General features: G+C 40.7%; 13 protein-coding genes. All 13 read right to left on the reverse strand.

What is annotated here, in order from left to right; translation table 11 throughout:
• Positions 1-12: 12 nt before the first annotated feature.
• Positions 13-3,018, reverse strand: coding sequence for a SusC/RagA family TonB-linked outer membrane protein (locus G564_RS0108030; protein WP_029037212.1), 3,006 nt, complete (start codon positions 3,016-3,018; stop codon positions 13-15).
• A gap of 219 nt (positions 3,019-3,237) precedes the next feature.
• Positions 3,238-5,982, reverse strand: coding sequence for a helix-turn-helix and ligand-binding sensor domain-containing protein (locus G564_RS0108035; protein WP_029037213.1), 2,745 nt, complete (start codon positions 5,980-5,982; stop codon positions 3,238-3,240).
• A gap of 377 nt (positions 5,983-6,359) precedes the next feature.
• Positions 6,360-7,337, reverse strand: a complete 978-nt coding sequence (locus tag G564_RS0108040) for a polyprenyl synthetase family protein (RefSeq protein ID WP_029037214.1) — start codon at positions 7,335-7,337, stop codon at positions 6,360-6,362.
• 66 nt (positions 7,338-7,403) lie between these two features.
• A complete protein-coding gene (gene rlmN, locus G564_RS0108045) occupies positions 7,404-8,459 on the reverse strand; it encodes a 23S rRNA (adenine(2503)-C(2))-methyltransferase RlmN (protein ID WP_029037215.1) in 1,056 nt (351 codons plus the stop codon).
• Positions 8,460-8,754: 295 nt separating this feature from the next.
• Complete coding sequence (gene queA / locus G564_RS0108050) at positions 8,755-9,804, reverse strand: tRNA preQ1(34) S-adenosylmethionine ribosyltransferase-isomerase QueA (RefSeq protein ID WP_029037216.1); 1,050 nt, start codon at positions 9,802-9,804, stop codon at positions 8,755-8,757.
• Between the two features lie 130 nt (positions 9,805-9,934).
• Positions 9,935-11,167, reverse strand: coding sequence for a 3-phosphoshikimate 1-carboxyvinyltransferase (gene aroA, locus G564_RS0108055; protein ID WP_029037217.1), 1,233 nt, complete (start codon positions 11,165-11,167; stop codon positions 9,935-9,937).
• Positions 11,157-11,429 carry a hypothetical protein gene (locus G564_RS0108060; protein ID WP_029037218.1) on the reverse strand — a complete coding sequence of 91 codons (273 nt, stop codon included), beginning with the start codon at positions 11,427-11,429 and terminating at the stop codon, positions 11,157-11,159. The genes aroA and G564_RS0108060 overlap by 11 nt, the downstream gene beginning before the upstream one ends.
• Position 11,430: 1 nt before the next feature.
• The gene (locus G564_RS0108065) at positions 11,431-11,757 is read right to left on the reverse strand and encodes a nucleotide pyrophosphohydrolase (protein WP_029037219.1); all 327 of its coding nucleotides are present in this window, start codon (positions 11,755-11,757) and stop codon (positions 11,431-11,433) included.
• Positions 11,757-13,736: a DUF3857 domain-containing protein gene (locus G564_RS0108070; protein WP_084625607.1), complete on the reverse strand. Its 1,980-nt coding sequence runs from the start codon at positions 13,734-13,736 to the stop codon at positions 11,757-11,759. Before G564_RS0108070 ends, G564_RS0108065 begins: the two co-directional genes overlap by 1 nt.
• Positions 13,737-13,746: 10 nt before the next feature.
• Positions 13,747-15,666 carry a DUF3857 domain-containing protein gene (locus tag G564_RS18865; RefSeq protein ID WP_037373705.1) on the reverse strand — a complete coding sequence of 640 codons (1,920 nt, stop codon included), beginning with the start codon at positions 15,664-15,666 and terminating at the stop codon, positions 13,747-13,749.
• Positions 15,667-16,001: 335 nt separating this feature from the next.
• Positions 16,002-16,403 carry a hypothetical protein gene (locus tag G564_RS18870; RefSeq protein WP_084625608.1) on the reverse strand — a complete coding sequence of 134 codons (402 nt, stop codon included), beginning with the start codon at positions 16,401-16,403 and terminating at the stop codon, positions 16,002-16,004.
• A gap of 353 nt (positions 16,404-16,756) precedes the next feature.
• The gene (dtd, locus tag G564_RS0108085; protein ID WP_029037221.1) at positions 16,757-17,209 is read right to left on the reverse strand and encodes a D-aminoacyl-tRNA deacylase; all 453 of its coding nucleotides are present in this window, start codon (positions 17,207-17,209) and stop codon (positions 16,757-16,759) included.
• Positions 17,206-18,162: a ribosome small subunit-dependent GTPase A gene (gene rsgA / locus G564_RS0108090; RefSeq protein ID WP_029037222.1), complete on the reverse strand. Its 957-nt coding sequence runs from the start codon at positions 18,160-18,162 to the stop codon at positions 17,206-17,208. The genes dtd and rsgA overlap by 4 nt, the downstream gene beginning before the upstream one ends.
• Positions 18,163-18,351 lie beyond the last annotated feature (189 nt).

The raw sequence follows: 18,351 nt of genomic DNA on the forward strand, positions 1-18,351 counted from the left end.
GTCGTCTGTCTATTAAAATTTCACATTAATTCCTATTGTATAAACAGATGGCACCGGATAAGTTTGTCTGTCTACACCATTTGGAACTTCGGGCGTAAACCCATTATAATTAAAGAAAGAAAATGGTCTTTCTGCAGTAAGATATACCCGTGTCATGGGGAAATCATCCCTTTCCATGGTATAACCAAACTGTATATTCTGAATCCTGAAGAAATCTCCATCTTCAATCCAGAAGTTACTCAGCCGCTGGTTCCATGCCTTACGCATTCCCGCAGAGGAAGGGTATACATTACTCGTGCCTTCTCCGTGCCACCTGTTGACAGCAAGATCTGCATCCATATTGGTGTCATTGGTAAATATGATCTCTCCTCTTCTCCGGTTCAGGATCTTGTTACCCGCCTGCCCGTAAACATTTATAGAAAAGTCAAAAGCTTTGTAATTCATGGAAATATTTCCACCATAAGTAAGATCGGGTAAAAATGATCCCAGAATCACCCGGTCTTCATCATTTATCACTCCGTCGTTGTTCTGATCTCTATAAATAAGATCTCCCGGCACCAGGTTATTGGCTACCGCAACAGGATCTGCGTCTATCTGTGCCTGGTTTTGATAAACTCCTACACGTTCATACCCATAGAAGGCAAAGAGAGGACCTCCTTCAATGGTTCTTTGCCTGAATTCGGCAGAACCGGCATCAAGATAACCTCTTTCATCTTCAATTTCTGTTGCTTCATTTTTAAGAGTTGTCAGGTTGGCACCTATGGAGAATTGGAAATCCTGACCAATATTTCCATTGTAAGTGGCGCTTAATTCCAGACCCTGATTTCTAATCACACCTGAATTCCTGTCAACGCTTCGGTTTACAATGGGAATATATACCGGTAAAATGGCATTTTCAGTGTCTCTTATATAGTAATCGGCTGTAATGGAGAGTCTGTTTTCAAGTAATTCAAGGTCTGCTCCAAAGTTCATTTCCTCGATGACTTCCCAGGTATTATTAGAAAATACACTGGTAGAGGTAATGCCGGTATATTGTTGATCCCCAAATGGCACAGTGATCACATTAATAGTATTAGATCCTGCACTGGCAGCAACATTATCATTACCCAGTTTACCCCATGCGGCTCTGAATTTCAAATAATCCAGCACACCTACGTTTTCCATAAAAGCTTCCTCGCTTAGAACCCATCCTAAGCCCACAGAAGGAAAGTAGCCCCATGGATCAAGAGTAAATTTAGAAGAACCATCTGCCCTAAAAGTTCCGTAAAGCAGATACCGGTCCATATAGTTATAGGACACCCTTCCAAAATATGACATCCCGTAGTATCTTCTTCCAATTTCGCTTACATTATTATTAAAGGATTCAGGATCGGCAAAATTGAGATACCGACTTGATTCCAGCCTAATGCCCGCAATATTTTGTCCGGTAGCCGAAAAGACATTTGAGGCTTCATCTCTAAAAGAAGTACCGGCCATTGCTGAAAATCTGTGATCCCCGATTTGATCCTGATATGTTAGTACGTTATCCCAGTACTGATTTGAAAAAGTATTGTTCGCACGGGTGATAGATGATCTTATCTCATAATTATTACCCAAAGTATAGGGAAGATTCACATATCGCTCTTCAAGAGCCGTCAAATTATGACTGTAGGTTGTTTTAAAATCCAGTTTATCTTCAATAATGTCGTATTGAAAATCTATAGTCGCCAAAAGCTTACGGCTCTTAATCCGGTTTTCATTGAATTCCATTATAGGAAAAGGGTTTTGCGGACTTCTGTATCCAAGGATTTGAGCATTGGCATATTGTACAGGAGCAGCTTCCGTATTCAGCGGGTCCATTACCGGCAGAATTGGAACGGCAAAGTAAGCATTGAACCAGGCTGCATTCTCGGGAGCAAATTTTGTAGCATTACTAAAAATCAAATTTATCCCTGTCTTAAACCTGTCGGAAATATCAACATCCATTTTTGAACGTATATTAAATCTCTCGTACTCGTTTTTCATATCCAGGATCCCCTCCTGTGAGAAGTAGTTGGTTCCAACCGAGTAGGTAACGTTCTCTCCCCCTCCGGAGACACCGATACTGTGACTTTGAATTATCCCGTCTCTTAAGATCTCCTCGTACCAATCGGTGTTAACATCGGGAATATTTGGGTTTACTCGACTACGTCCAAACCTTTGCATGGCATTCATCACAAACTGAATATCGGCCTGCGAACCAGACTCAAAGGCCATGGTTGTGAATTGTTCGGCGTTGGCCATCTTTACAATATCCTGGGCTCTCTGCACCCCGGTATAACCATCGTACTCAAACTGTGGCTTTTGATTAATACGACCAGATTTAGTTTCTATTATAATAACCCCATTGGCAGCTCTTACTCCATAAATAGCTGATGAAGATGCATCCTTGAGGACGTTTATGGATTTAATATCTTTTGTACTCAAGAAATCAATGTTGTTGTAAAGAGTACCATCAACCACATAAAGTACATTTGTACCACTCGTATAGGTTCCAAGACCTCGCACCCTTACGTTCGGCGAATCTCCGGGAGAACCTATGGCAGTGATCTGTACTCCAGCTACTTTACCCTGTAAAGACTGCATTACATTCGAAGTAGGGGTTTTTTCAATTTCTTCGGACTGGATCGTAACAATAGAACCCGTTAAGTCAGCTTTTCTCTGGGTACCATACCCTACAACAACTACCTCCTCGAGCGCAGCTGCGTCCTCCTCAAGAATGACTGCGTAATCATTGGCTTCCAAAACAGGTAACTCCTGCGGACTGAAACCAAGGTAGGTAATCCTAAAGGTATCACCTTCTACCACTCCTTCCAGAGTGAATTTTCCATCAAAGTCGGTAATATCGAATATATTCTTCCCGACCACCTTTACCTCTGCTCCGGGTAAAGGAATATTATCGGGTCCTACAACAGTACCCGTAATAGTTTTTGGTTGCTGTGCATATCCCATACCGTAGAACAGGAGTGCCAGAAAAGTCAGTAGTAATTTAATTTTCATAAGGTAAACTGTTTACAAAATTTCTAACTAAAAGTACAGTAAGACGCGCTTCAGCGAAAACGTTATAGTACACAACCGCTACATCAGCTGGATTTTCCTCATCAAGATACTGTTTTTTAGTGAGTTATATATATTTTGAAGTAATATTCACAGTTTTAAAAAACCTTCTGATGTAGTAATGACGTAGTGGTTTTCAAAGATTTTTAGCCACAGAATCCCTTAAAAATGGGAAATAAGCCAGTTGGTAAGATTCTCGGAATTATCTACTTCAATTTTTTTTCTGAGCCTGTATCGGTGTACCTCTACCCCCCGTACACTTATTCCCATCAATGGAGCAATCTCTTTTGACGTCAAATTCATCTTTAAATAAGCACATAATTTTAGATCCCTGTTACTCAGTTTAGGATATTTAGCAAGGAGATCTTTGAAAAAATCTTCATGAAGTTCATTAAAATTAGTTTCAAACACTTTCCATTCATCATCATTCTTGACTGCATTATTGATCTTATTCATTATATGTTTTAGCCGGTACTGATTGGAAAACTTATTTTTGTCTTTACTGAGCTCTCCCTGGATCTGCATAAGCACTTCATTCTTCTTTGCCGCCATCATTGTCGAATTGGCCAGTTCCTTTCTCTTGAGATTAATCTCATTTATTAGTTGTTCTTTCTCAAGCCGGTTCATTTGCTCCTCATGCTCTTTCTGGTATTTCAACCTCAAATACTGCCTATGTTTTTGCAGTTTCATTCTATTGACATAATAAATAAGAGCTATAGAAAGCAGGAGACTTAGCATATACAGGAATTTCATATAATCCTGAAGGTACCAGGGTGGATCCACTACAAATTTGAAGTTGCTAAAAACAGAAGCTTTATGCTGAGAGCCCACTGCTGTCAATTTGAGATCGTATTCATCATAAGGTAAATTCTGAAATTCAATTCTTCCATCCTTAACCCTGCCGCGAATGGGAGAGGATTTTTGTCCTGTTAATTCATAATGTAAAGCCACAGCATCAGAAACCGGTAAGCCGGCAAGAATTGTTACTTCCCTGGCCTGATTCCTGGGAATATGAGGCACCCGTGTAAGGTCATAGTAATTAGATGCATCCTGCAATTTTTGAACTATAGGGGTACTTACATATTCCCCTGCTCTGCGGACTTTTAACTCTGCCAGGTTAATTTTGGCAAAACCGTCGTGAAGGGTAATATAAAAGATGGAATCATTAAACTTTAGCAGGCGCTCATTATTCTTTACGGTCCTGTTGTTTAGCATACCAGCAGTAATGGAGATTCGGTCCCCTTTGAAATCGGTGATATCCAGTAGATTTTCTTCCGAATCAATAAACCAGTAATGTTTCCCGTCATAGCCCAGCAGTCTTTTATTTTCATATTCCTGCCACTCCGTTAGAAGTTCGAGATCTTCAGTGAAAGGATTGTATCTGTACCACTTGCCATTTGTAAAAAATACTATCTGATTATTTACATCATAAACTTCAGCATGATAATCTCCTCCCGCATTCCCTGAAGGCACCTTAGTGACAGCAGTAATACTATCTCCTTCTTTAGTAAGTCCAATCCTATAGATCCCTTCATAAGCATCTGTAGCCCAGAGGGTAGAAGAATTTTCAGAAAGCATACTTTTAACAGGAAAATTTACACCCAGAAGTCGCTTCACTTGTCCATCCTCAAGGTTGTAGTGATCTATTCCTGTATAATTCCCAATCAATAATTCATTCTCTTGAAGTTTAATTAACTCAAAACTTCCGGTGCGACGGTTTACAGGTACAAATTCATCATTCACAATTTGGTAAGTACCATTATTGTGATTGCTGTACATTAGCCCGTCATAAACCTGAAGACCCCAACTATGACCTTCAGCTCCTTCAAGTAATGTAATTTTTTCACCTGCAAGTTTAAATACACCTGTATTGCTCGCCATGTACAGGCTATTATCGTAAAACTCAATATCATAGACAGACCCTAATTCCCCGGTTTCATCTGTAAAGAATTTTACCGGAGAATGTATGTCCACTACGTCTATCCCATTGTCCAATCCCAGCCATACCTTTCCATTTGTTCCGGCCATGGAGAGAACGGTATTATTTTGTAATCCATCCCTCCGATTATATGATTGTATTTCTCCCGTTTCTTGATTATAATAGATAATTCCATTCTTCAAGGTGCCAACCAGAATTTCTGTAGCCGATAAAGATAAAACGTGATTGAGCTCGAAACGTTTAAGTTCTTCTTTTAACTTGTCATCAGTCAATTGCTTTGTTTCAAAACCGTCATAGAGAAAAATATTATCCCTTACACCTATCAGAAGTTGATCCTCATGCATAATTAATTCCCTAACAGTTTCCCCCTGTAACAAATCCTGTCCCGGTAGTGCCTCCAATTCCCCACTTTCTTTCAGGTAATGGATACCCGAGGTTGCAATACCTACCACCAGCCGGTCATTGAAAATTTCCATTTGATTAACATTGATCCTTTTGAGGGGAACTATCGAATCACCGTTGTATTTATAAATTGCTCCGAATGACCTGAAGTAAATTTCATCCTCATGGGAGATGATCTCCCAGAACTCTTCACTCTGTAATTCATAATTTCCTAATAAGGGCATTAAGGAGGTATAACACATATCTCCCATTTTATCTCTTTCCCAATAACCAAATTCGCGATATGCCCCGGTGTAAACCTTTCCTTTATGTGGATGGACCGCTCTTATGACGGAACCGCTTTCAAGTGAAAATAATTCCCATCGCTGCCCGTCGTAAGAAAGCAGGCCCTGGTTATTTGCAGCGTAAATTACACCGCGATCATCAATGGAAATATCCCAGTTCTGGCTGGCAGCCTGATAAGTTTGTGAAGAATAATTATGTATAGGTGGTGAAAGTTCCTGTGCTGTAGTAGAAAATATTATTAATGTATTAATTATCAGCAATTTGAGATAAAAATTTTCCATATTTATTAGTAGATTGAGCAGGTAATGAGCAAGTATTTTCCGTATTTAAAGGTAATCTTTTTTCCAGTTTTCAGATAAATTCAGTAAAAAAAAGAGGAATAGCCGGAAGTCAGAATAGGACAAAAACTCGTAGTGGGAAAAGAACCGGCAAGATGAAGTGGCCAGCAATTTCTAAACTCAATGAGGTAACCCGATCGTCAGGATAAGAAATTACTTTTGAAGAAAAAGTAGATGTTCAGAAAAGGTCAAAAACTAAAACCTGGAAAAATAGACGTAAGAGGAAACCTTTAGCTATTTACCAAAATCCATAATCTAACCCAACATAGAATACGAGAATACTTTGTTTAAAGAAATTGCAAACGAAGGAGAACCTGCAGTTATTTCTTTCGTTCAATCACGTAGTTGACCATAAGGACAAGTGAATCTTTATAAGAAGAGTCAGGATATTCATCCAGTAAAGTCAGGGCCTCCTGTTGAAATGATTTCATTTTGGCAACGGCGTAATCCAGGCCGCCATTATCTTTTACGAAATTGATTACCTCCCTTACGCGTTTGCTGTCTTTATTATGGTTCTTAACGGAGTTTATGAGCCAGGATTTCTCCTTAGCCGAAACATTGTTGAGCACATAGATAAGCGGCAGGGTCATTTTCTGCTCCTTAATATCGATTCCGGTAGGTTTCCCGATGCGTTCATTCCCATAATCAAAAAGGTCATCTTTTATTTGGAAAGCCATACCTATAAGTTCTCCAAAATGCCGCATTTTTTCAACTTCGGGAGAATCAGGTCGAACAGAGGCGGCTCCCAGACTGCAGCAGGCTGCAATTAAGGTAGCAGTTTTTTGCCTGATGATCTCGTAATAAATATCTTCGGTAATATCCAGTCGACGGGCCTTTTCTATTTGTAGTAACTCTCCCTCACTCATCTCCCTTACCGCAACTGAAATGATCTTGAGTAAATCAAAATCGTTGTTATCAATTGAGAGCAGGAGGCCTTTCGAAAGCAGATAATCCCCGACGAGAACGGCAATCTTATTCTTCCAGAGTGCATTAATAGAAAAGAAGCCGCGACGGCGGTTGGAATCGTCCACTACGTCATCGTGAACGAGGGTAGCAGTATGTATGAGTTCAATAACAGAAGCTCCCCGGTAAGTACGTTCATTCACTTTTCCTTCTGCCACCATCTTTGCCACAAGGAAAACGAACATGGGACGCATTTGCTTTCCCTTCCGGTTTACAATAAAATGGGTGATCCTGTTGAGAAGGGCTACCTTCGAAGACATCGACTGAGTGAACTTTTTTTCAAAAAGTTCCATCTCTTTTTCGACGGGCAGCTTTATTTTTGAGATAACCTTCATAAGGGCTGCTAAGATAGTTAAAAGATTAAATTTTTAACCCTCTCAAAAAATGGCTTTTTTGAAGATCTAAGCAGTAGCTTCTGTAGATTTATTTGCGAGTTGACCGCAGGCTGCATCTATGTCTTTTCCGCGGGACCGCCTTACTGTGCAAGTGATTCCATTGCGTTCCAGTTGATCTACATACATATCTGTAGTTTCTGAAGGTGCCTGCCGGAAAGTTTCATCCCCAATATCATTATACTCAATGAGATTTACCTTACAGGGAACGTACTTGCAGAATCTCACTAAAGCGTCAATATCCTTTTTTCTGTCATTAATGCCTTTCCAGACCACATATTCATAAGTAATACGGCTTTTGGTCCTGGCGTACCAGTATTCCAGAGCCTCCCGTAAGTCATCAAGCGGGAACGTAGCATTAAATGGCATTATAGAAGTACGTACCTCATCAATAGCCGAATGTAAAGAAACGGCAAGTTTAAACTTCACCTCTTCATCAGCCAGTTTTTTTATCATTTTTGGCACTCCGGAAGTTGAAACAGTAATTCGTTTAGGAGACATTCCCAGACCCTCGGGAGAAGTGATCTTTTCTATTGCCTTAAGTACGTTATTATAGTTCATGAGCGGTTCTCCCATGCCCATAAAAACAATGTTGGAAAGCGGCTTGTCAAAATACAGCCGACTTTCATTATCGATTGCCACTACCTGATCGTAGATCTCATCAGGATTCAGGTTGCGCATCCGTTTTAGCTTAGCGGTAGCACAGAATTTACAATCCAGGCTGCAGCCTACCTGTGAAGAAACACAGGCAGTAGTACGCTTGGGAGTCGGGATCAAAACTGATTCTACCGTAAGATCATCATGTAATTTTACTGCGTTTTTAATGGTGCCGTCGCTACTCCGCTGCATCTGGTCCACACGAATGTGGTTGATCACAAAGTTCTCACTCAGCATTCGACGTGTTTCCTTCGAGATATTGGTCATATCTTCAAAAGAATGAGCTCCTTTCCCCCACAACCACTCGTAAACCTGAGTTCCCCGGAAAGATTTATCCCCCTGGGAAACAAAGAATTGCTGCAGTTGTTCCTTGGTTAATGCCCGTATGTCTTTCTTGTCATTTTTCACGCCGCAAAAGTACGAAGTAATTCAGGATATAAAATTCAAAATTCAAGATCTTTCAAATCAGAATTACTAAAGTTATTTTTTTAAAGTACGAGCTTACAAGCAATTAATGGTCCAAAATCGGCAAATTAGAAGTACCAAATTCCAATACCCAAATTCCAATACCCAAATTCCAATTAAGATTTAATAAGGATCAAGAAAGTGCTGAAACACGTAAAAAAAAAACCTCACAGGTCTTTGAGAGCTGTGAGGATTGATGTTTATTTATACTGCCTACTAAAGACTGCGAACTGCTTACTTACAAAATAAGCATCGCGTCACCGTAGGTGTAGAAACGATATTTTTCTTTTACAGCTTCAGCATAAGCCTTCTTCATGAAGTCGTGACCTGCGAAAGCAGAAACCATCATCAATAATGTAGATTTTGGCGTATGGAAATTAGTGATCATACAATTTGCAATACTGAAGTCGTAAGGAGGAAAAATGAATTTATTGGTCCATCCACTGAATTCATTCAGCGTCCTGTTAGAGGAAACTGAACTTTCCAAAGAACGCATTACCGTAGTTCCTACCGCACAAACTTTTCGCTTTTCGGAGATAGCTTTGTTAATAGTATTTACAGCTGGTTTTTCAATAAAAGCTTCCTCGCTGTCCATTTTATGTTTGGATAGATCTTCCACCTCTACAGGGCTAAAAGTCCCTAAACCAACGTGTAAGGTAACTTCTGCAAAATCGACCCCTTTTATTTCGAGTCTTTTCAAAAGATGTTTGGAGAAGTGAAGTCCGGCTGTTGGTGCAGCTACAGCACCTTCAGATTTTGCGTATATGGTCTGATACCGCTCCTTATCTTCTGGCTGCACCTCTCTCTTAATATATTTTGGAAGCGGAGTTTCACCCAGCTCTGTCAATTTATCACGGAATTCTTCATAAGATCCGTCATAAAGGAAACGCAGGGTTCTTCCGCGGGAAGTAGTGTTGTCAATAACCTCGGCTACAAGACTTTCATCCTCTCCAAAATATAACTTGTTCCCAATCCTAATCTTTCTCGCCGGGTCAACCAGCACATCCCATAAGCGGGTTTCAGCATTTAATTCTCTCAACAAAAACACTTCAATACGGGCACCGGTCTTTTCTTTATTTCCGAATAAACGCGCAGGAAAAACCTTGGTGTTATTTAATACCATCACGTCATGCGGCTCAAAATAATCAATAAGATCCTTGAATTGCTTGTGCTCAATTGTTTGATTCTTTCTGTTCAAAACCATTAGACGAGCTTCATCCCTGTTTTCTGAAGGATACTCTGCCAAAAGTTCCGGCGGAAGATCAAAATTGAAGTGCGATAATTTCATTCCCATATAAGATACATTTTTAGAAGCTGCAAATATACAACCTCGGGATAGGGGTTGTCAAGTAAATGGAGGTTTATTTAAGAAATCTGTTAATTGATGCGGCTGTACAACGTGGTCTGTTGAAAATATTTTAACTAACAGCTGAATCTTCTACGGAAAATCCCAGCTGCTCCAAATTTTCCCAAAACTCCGGAAAGGATTTGCTCACCACTCCGGCATCTTTGATAATTATTGGCACTTTAAGAGCCAAAGGTGCGAAAGCCAGCGCCATGCGGTGATCGTTATATGTTTCAATAGAAACATTAGATCGAATTTCTTCGGAAGCTGAAAGCTGAAGGGAATCCTCGGTGATCTCCACTTTTCCCCCAAGCTTCTCCAGTTCGTTCTTCAACGCCTGAAGCCTGTCCGTTTCCTTGATCCGAAGCGTGTGTAAGCCGGTAATATAAAGTTCAACCCCAAGACCAAAGCAGCTAACCGCAATTGTCTGTGCAAGATCGGGACTGTTGGAGAGATCCAGTTCCAGTTTTTCCGGAAGCTCTGTCTGTATCTTTTCCAGCTTTATCTCACCTTCCAAAAAGGTGGTTTTTACTCCTAATTTCCGGTAGATCTCGGCTATACTTCTATCTCCCTGCAGGCTGTCCTCCCGATATGAAGTCAGAACAATTTCAGCCGATTCAGAAAGGGCTGCCATACCGTAGAAATAAGAAGCCGAACTCCAATCGGATTCCACGACCAATTCTTTTTCTTCAACAGATTGCACCGGTTGTATGGAGATACAATTGTTTCCAAACTTTCCGGAGATCCCGCATTGCTTCAGCAGTTGCAGGGTCATTTCTATATATGGAACCGAAGTCACTTTTCCTTCCAGATCAATATGAAGACCTTCAGGCAGAGAAGGTGCTAATAACATCAAGGCAGATATATACTGACTGCTGATATTCGCCTGTACTTTCACCTCATTCTTCAACAGCTTTCTGCCTTTTATTCGTAAAGGGGGAAAGCCTTGATTTTTCTCGTAGGTGATCTCTGCTCCTAATTTCCGAAGCGCATCCACAAGAATGGATATTGGCCGCTCCTGCATGCGCTCACTTCCGGTTAAGACTACCTCCCGACCTTCACAGCCGGAAAAATAGGCTGTTAGAAAGCGCATTGCTGTTCCCGCATGATGAATATCGATCACCTCTTTAGAAGAAGCCAGGGCACTTTGGAGCACCCTGGTATCGTCACTATTAGAAAGGTTTTTTATTTTTATTTCAGGATAATGAGCCTGCAGAATAAGCAGCCGGTTAGATTCACTTTTTGAACCGGTCACAGCTATTCTCCCGTTAATATTCGGATTGTCCTTGATAAGCTTAAGCTGCATCGTCCCTCCTCTTAAAGTTTTTACGCCTGCTGGTCATATACATGGCATAAACCAGGCTAATAGCTGCTTTAATAAGAAAATATTCCACCCATTTTCCATCTGCCCACTCATCTTCATAGATGGCAGCGAATTCCCCGGCCAGGATCTGCCTAAAGTGAGAAAGAATTAATGACAGCCCCACGAAGATCACAAAAAAGATAGTTCCTAATTGCAGTACCCTCATCCAGTATTCAGAACTTTTAACGTCTTCTAAGATGCGCATTTTACTGTAACTTTTCGTTGTTTTTATGTCTGTCTTTGTCCCGTTTGGTCTTGAGATTCAGCTTTTTATCAAAAGACTCCTGTAGATTGATCCCTGTCTGGTTCGCCAGGCATAGAACTACAAAAACCACATCGGCCAGTTCCTCTCCCAGGTCTTTCGATTTATCACTTTCTTTTTCACTTTGCTCACCATAGCGGCGGGCAATAATACGGGCTACTTCCCCTACTTCTTCGGTAAGCTGGGCCATGTTCGTGAGCTCATTAAAATACCTCACTCCATGTTCCTTAATCCAGGCATCTACAGCTTCCTGAGCATTTTCAATATTCATTAGATAGTTTTTTTCAAAACTATAGCTTCTGTTTGTTTCTCCACCATTTGAGCGTAAAATTCTTTCAGAATATTGTATTGGTCCGGAAGGAAAATAATCTTCTTAATGTCGAATTCCGACTCCAGCCTCAGGAATCTTCCGTTTTGACTTACCAGGAACTTAAATTCTCCTTCGCCATCGTTGATCCTGGTAATAATACTTTCGGGCATAGCCTCCACTTCGAAACCTTCAGGAATTAAAATATTCACTGTTGTATTTTTCAGCATTGGGAAATCAAAGAAAATCGGATACTTTCTCTCTTCTGCTTTAAAAGGATTTTCTGAAAGGCCTTTGAAAATAAAAGGTTTAAGATAAATTTTATCCTGAATTACATCCACTCCCTGAGATAATTCAAATCCATAGGTCTCTTTTACATCTGTACCTATTGCTTTAAGATTTTCCTGCTTCACCTCTGAGAGAATAATATTACCCTTTCCTTTTTCAATATTTACAATCAGACTTTGCTCTGTTAGTCCGCCAAAATTTTCACGATAGTTTCTTGCAAAGAGACCGTTGTGCAGATTTACAGATTTTCCTCTAAGCACCATGTCCTCCCCCAATTCATAGCTAAGAACAGACCTTTCCTGTGACTGAAGTTGCGGATTAAGGTTGACCCAGGCAGAAGTCCCATCCTCCCGGATGATCCTCCCCTGCCAGTTTCGTGCACGGGCGGGTAATTCTCCCATGGCAGCATGTGGATCTGTCGCATCCAGAAGAATCATTCCGTTGCCTGATTCAATGGCAGCAATTACATAATTAAAACCTTTTCGGGTAGGGTAGATAGGTATTCCATTACTTCGGGTACTCACCACAACCGGATTGACCTTGAGACCTGCATATTTTAACATTGCTGTAAGCAGGAGATTAATGTCACCAACATTTCCCTCGCCTTTATTAAAAGCAGTTTTACCCCCACTCTCGGCTGTAAACCCATAGTAACCGTTCCACTTTACCTTGTTTCTCAAAAAGTTAAAAACCAATTCTGCCCGCTCCATTTGTGGATTTACTCCTTCCAGCAATTTATCCAGATCCTTTTTGAAAAAACCGTCCCGGCTCACCTCCTTTTGAAATCCTCCGTCACTAAAGATGCTCTTAGCCACCCCTTCCCAGTCATGAGAGTAATTTTCTATCATGGAATTCGGGAATTTGGTATAAGTAAGCTCCCACTTAAGAAATGCCGCATAATTGTGTAAGTAATCTACATAATCCTCATTTTTAAGGGCAGGAACATTGTTGGTGTTGACTTCATAAACATTCTGATTGAACTCCAGCCTGCCACCGGAACGGGAGCCGGACATATGAACAAAGGGTTTTGAGCTTTCGTCGACAGGAATTATTAGAGGTGACTTGGTATTCGGATACTTTCTGAAGACGAGATATTCGGGAATAGAAATTTTTACTTCGAGCCGGTTTATGGGAATAGTGGATTGAAGAGGAGTATCATCTATGGAAGTGACAAATGGGGATCTCAAAGTATACTTGTATTCTATAACGCTGCCTTCCTGCACTGCAGGCATTGTTAGCTTTGTCGTAAGACGGTAATCACTAACTTCCTCCTGGAATATCCCGTTGTTCTTTAATTTTTCATCGATGAGTTTACCATCCTTCAAATTATAGGTATAAGCTTTAATGGAGGTTACTTTTTCTTTGTCTTTGGAATTCTGGTAATAAGAAATCTCCTTTGTTGCCCAATCAAAACCCTCTTTGGTATAGATCTTAATTCTCTCATGAATATCTGTTACCAATGTAAACCCGGTATGGTCGTTGTATTCGTAATATACGTTCTGACTCCGGTAAAGAATGGCTGCATCTGCCTCGTTGTCCTGTGGGTGAAATTCTTCCTCCACTTCTTCCGGGGAAACTTTTCCAAAGCGGAAGTCCTGGGCTCCTGCTCCAATACCAAGCAGCATCAATGCCGCGAGAAAATAAAATTTTTGCATGGTGGTTGATTTAATTGCTCCTTACAAGTACAGCTTTTTGATTGCTCAGAGCGTGAATAGAATACATGAAATCCCGAAATTCCCCCAAAGATTCTGCGGGCCAGGTTCCCTCGTTGAGCGTATAGGAGCGTTCAACCAGGATTATGTTTTTACCGTCTTTTTCAAGGAATTGAGGAGCTATATAAAAACTTCCAAATTCACTATTGATCGTTACCGCCTCGGGAAGAGCTTCAAGCTCAAAACCGTCGGGCAGACTGAACTCAAAAGTATCTGCTTCTGTTATGCCTCTGCCAATTTTAATTGGCAACTTCCTCCCTTCCCTGCCCGAGATGGAATAAGTGTCGATTTTAAGAAAGTTAAGAGGCAATAAAATTCTGCTGCCTGCCTTTGAAGTATATTTCTCTCCGGAAAATTTTAGTGTTTCAGTAAATTCATGTTCTTCGCGGTCATTTTGGAAAGCAGGCTTTTCAAGATTCAGATTTTTGAGGTGTCCCCAGTGCTTTTTATAAAATAGCACCTGATCTTTCTCTGGCACCGAAGTGATCCTGTAGATATTCCCGTACGGAATTCCCCTGCTCTTCCTGATTATTGAAGCTTCGAAGCTGCCATCCTCACCCAAATTAATGTGACAGTTACTTTCCTGCACATTTTCTTCCGGCGTATAGGTTTTTGTCTTTACAATCTCTCCACCTTCAGGTTTAACCAGGAGTACATGCCGGTCGTCTGTGAAATCCCCAATATAGTTGAACGGAATTGTTTGACTTGTACATTCAAGCCAGATGTCTTTGCCGTCATCCTGCGGAAGATTAAGTATCACGTGATTACCCTGGATCGAAACAAATTCCGGATCTATATCTTTTTTTTCTTCTCCGGAATATACCACCGCATAGTAAGATGTGATATTCTGAGAATCCAGCAGGGCTTTGGTATAATTAGTAAGTCCCTTACAATCCCCGTATTTTACCTGATCAACCTCGGCAGCGGGAATAGGCTCCCAACCTCCAATGCCTAACTGAACACTAATGTACCTTGAATTTTGCTGCACGTAATCATAGATGATCCTCGCCTTTTCTACATCATCTTTGGCATTCGCTGTAAGTTGGGAGATCTTGTTTATCGTAGTAGCGGGAAGCCGGTCCCGTCCTGCAAGCAAATTGTCATACTGCCATTTACCAAAATCCTTCCAGGTAGCTCCGCTTCCTTTTACTCCCACCAGGGAAAATTCATTTAGCGCCACCTGTAACTGAGGCGAAAATTCTTCCAGCAGCGGACTCAAGGGTTCAGACCTGTAAGCAGGAAAATTGGAAAGAGTATAAGTAAGCGCATTTAAAGATTGTTCTTTTTCTAATTCCAGATTTTCAAGGTTTCGTTCCTGCAATCTGTATTCAAGACTGGCGGGATTTAAAACCTTATAAGTAGATTTCTCCACGCTCACATAAAAGCCTCTTACAGGATTCCAGTCCGGTAAAAAAATCGTGCTGTTGGTCTCTACCTCGCTTTCATAAACAATGGTGTAGGGATATTCCCTTGGCGTGAATTCGGCATAACTTACCCGGGTATCACTGTATAAAGTACCGGAGGAAATAGCACTACGGTCATTAAATTGTTTGGCCCTGATCTTTTTGATTTCGGCTCCATTCTTATCATAAATAAAAAGACTCTGGTGCCTTATCTTGATATTATCACTGTAATAATCACCTGCAAAGGCATATCTGTCTCCTTTTTCATTGAGAATTGTCACCACTTTACGGTAATTTATCCTCATCTTATCTACAGCCTCAATAGAAATAGAACGGATTTCATCCCGGACTATCGCGTTAGCGTTTTCCTTTAATTTGGGATCAACAAGATTAGTGGAATAAGGAGAGCCTTGGGAGAAGAAAACTGTGGTGCTAACCAACAGGAACAGAAAGGTAAATAGACGTAACATTATCAGAACGGTAGGTTGGTTCTGCAATATAATAATTTAACTCTTTTTAACAATTTTTTTAAGGAAGTATTTCTTTCTCTCAGTCTTTTTCTAAAGAACAAAATTTGACTAATTTTTAGTGTGGTTGGTTTGAAGGAGTCATAATTTTTTATCAACCCTTTCAGGGTATAAAACCGCTGAAAGGCTTACTCAAGATATAAAACCGTTGCCTGAACTATTTTTCTACACAACCCTGTCAGTGGCTCCAGGCCCTGACAGTGGTTGATTTCCTATCTGTACGGCTTAACTTTAGTGTTCCCGACGAACCCTGTCAGGGTGTAAAACCGCTAACAGGGTTATTTTCGATTATGATAAGTAATGAAGTTTTCTCGATCACCAAACAATCCTATCACCTGTTCCTTGTCCAGATTTGACAGTTCCGGAGAAATTATAGTTTTATAGGACGACCAGGGATAATCTTCAATTTTCTCCACAACCCCATGAGCAACAGGATTATTATGAATGTAAAATACAATTTTACGAAGATAATCTTCGGAATCTATCTTCTTTCGTTCAAATGTTCGTTCAAAAAGCGAACCTGTCCGGTTGAATCTTCTATTAACAGCCTGTGTATAGGAATTAAAAAAGTGAGACAACTGCCGAGAAGGATCTTGAAATATTCCCGGTTTAATCTCCGCACCCTCTCTAAGTTCCTTTTCTTCTTTAAAATAGATCAAAAAATGAAAGTGATTCTGCATAAGGCATCACGCTAAAGTTGTAGCTACAGTATCCAGATACTTAGAGAACAATCGTAAGAAATGAAGATAATTCTCGTGCTCAAAAAACACGTCGGCACCATTATTACCCCGATTGTAAATGTGGTAATAATTTCCCCGTTCTATGCTTTCTATTTTCAAGAGATAAAAATTTATTTAATCTGTTATCAACCCTGTCAGTAGCTCAAAGCCCTGAGAGTGGTTGACTTTCTACCTGTACCGTTTAACCTTCATACTTTCGATCAAACCGCTGTCAGGGTGTAAAACCGCTGACAGGGTTACAGCACCGACAACCCTGTCAGTGGCTCTAAGCCCTGACAGGGGTTCGGAGAAAATTATTCCCTCTTCTTCGAATCTATTATGATGGTCACAGGCCCATCATTTAAAAGAGCCACTTTCATGTCGGCACCAAACTCTCCTGTACCTACTTTTTTTCCCAGCTGCCCTTCAAGTTCCCGTACAAATTTTTCGTACAAAGGAATAGCAACATCGGGCTTTGCGGCCTTGATATAACTGGGGCGGTTTCCTTTTTTGGTGCTGGCATGTAGTGTGAATTGACTTACCACTATGGCTTCCCCATTTACATCGAGTAGCGAATCGTTCATTACCCCGTTGCTGTCGTTGAAAATTCGCATGTTAGCGATCTTTTTGCACAGCCAGGTTATATCCTCAGTAGTATCTTCATTTTCAATTCCTACGAGGATCAATAAACCCAGCCCAATTTCTGCATTTTTGACACCCTCTATCGTTACAGAGGCTTCAGAAACTCTTTGAACTACTGTTCTCATTCCGGTTGATGATTGTCAAAGCGATAATGCTGTTCGTCTTCGCCTTTTAAAATTTGCAGATAACTTTTATAGCGGGACCAGGGAATTTCCCCGGCCTCCAGAGCCTCTTTTACAGCACATTTAGGCTCCTCCAGGTGCAGGCAATTGTAAAATTTACAGTCCTGTTTTCGTGCAAAGAATTCCGGAAAGTAATTTCCCAGTTCTTCTTTTTCAATATCTACCACTCCAAAACCCTTAATGCCGGGAGTATCAATGATCCTGGCACCAAAGTCAAGATCGAACATTTCAGCAAAAGTGGTAGTGTGCTGCCCCTGCCGGTGCTGCTCGGATATTTCCGTAGTTTTTAGATCAAGTTTTGGTTCGATAGCATTGACCAAAGTAGATTTTCCCGTACCGCTGTGTCCGGAGATCATACTGGTTTTATCTTTCATCAACTCCTTTACCTGCTCAATATTCTTACCCGTCTTTGCTGAAATCCCTATACATTGATATCCAATTTGGCGGTACATCGCCGCCAGGTATTTTACTTCGGCCAGCTCATCTTCGTTGTAGGTATCTACTTTATTGAAAAGCAGAATAGCTTTTATGTCATAAGCTTCCGCAGTGACAAGAAAACGATCTATAAAAGTGGTAAAGGTTGGCGGATTGTTGAGAGTGACCAGCAAAAAAGCCTGATCCACATTTGCAGCGATAATATGTGTCTGCTTGGACAGGTTGACAGATTTTCGAATTATATAATTTTCACGCTCCTTAATACCTGTAATTACTCCATTTTGCTCCTCTTCGGAATTTTCTTCAGGTTTAAACTCCACCCGGTCTCCCACGGCTACAGGATTTGTGCTCTTAATGCCCTTGATCCTGAATTTCCCTTTGATACGGCACTGAAAAAACCGACCGTCATCGGCTTTTACCTGATACCAGCTCCCGGTAGATTTGTAAACGGTTCCTGTCATAAATTACATTGAATAATTCAGGTTTCATCTTTCTGATAAGAAGGATGAACAACAAAAATTATATTTTCTTTTCTTTCCGCAAAATTACATCATAATTAATCAATACCTGTTATCTACATCTTTAGAAGCTGTAACAGCTGATTTATTAACACAAAAAACCCCATGTTTTTTGGATCATGGGGCTGCGCT

Origin of the sequence: Salinimicrobium xinjiangense DSM 19287 (assembly GCF_000423585.1) — a bacterium.
GTDB lineage: Bacteria > Bacteroidota > Bacteroidia > Flavobacteriales > Flavobacteriaceae > Salinimicrobium > Salinimicrobium xinjiangense.

Excerpts from the sequence above, each read along its gene's own strand:
- G564_RS0108030 (WP_029037212.1), bottom strand. The coding sequence starts at position 3,018 with ATGAAAATTAAATTACTACTGACTTTTCTGGCACTCCTGTTCTACGGT.
- G564_RS0108035 (WP_029037213.1), bottom strand. The coding sequence starts at position 5,982 with ATGGAAAATTTTTATCTCAAATTGCTGATAATTAATACATTAATAATA.
- G564_RS0108040 (WP_029037214.1), bottom strand. The coding sequence starts at position 7,337 with ATGAAGGTTATCTCAAAAATAAAGCTGCCCGTCGAAAAAGAGATGGAA.
- queA (WP_029037216.1), bottom strand. The coding sequence starts at position 9,804 with ATGAAATTATCGCACTTCAATTTTGATCTTCCGCCGGAACTTTTGGCA.
- aroA (WP_029037217.1), bottom strand. The coding sequence starts at position 11,167 with ATGCAGCTTAAGCTTATCAAGGACAATCCGAATATTAACGGGAGAATA.
- G564_RS0108060 (WP_029037218.1), bottom strand. The coding sequence starts at position 11,429 with ATGCGCATCTTAGAAGACGTTAAAAGTTCTGAATACTGGATGAGGGTA.
- G564_RS0108065 (WP_029037219.1), bottom strand. The coding sequence starts at position 11,757 with ATGAATATTGAAAATGCTCAGGAAGCTGTAGATGCCTGGATTAAGGAA.
- G564_RS0108070 (WP_084625607.1), bottom strand. The coding sequence starts at position 13,736 with ATGCAAAAATTTTATTTTCTCGCGGCATTGATGCTGCTTGGTATTGGA.
- G564_RS18865 (WP_037373705.1), bottom strand. The coding sequence starts at position 15,666 with ATGTTACGTCTATTTACCTTTCTGTTCCTGTTGGTTAGCACCACAGTT.
- G564_RS18870 (WP_084625608.1), bottom strand. The coding sequence starts at position 16,403 with ATGCAGAATCACTTTCATTTTTTGATCTATTTTAAAGAAGAAAAGGAA.
- dtd (WP_029037221.1), bottom strand. The coding sequence starts at position 17,209 with ATGAGAACAGTAGTTCAAAGAGTTTCTGAAGCCTCTGTAACGATAGAG.
- rsgA (WP_029037222.1), bottom strand. The coding sequence starts at position 18,162 with ATGACAGGAACCGTTTACAAATCTACCGGGAGCTGGTATCAGGTAAAA.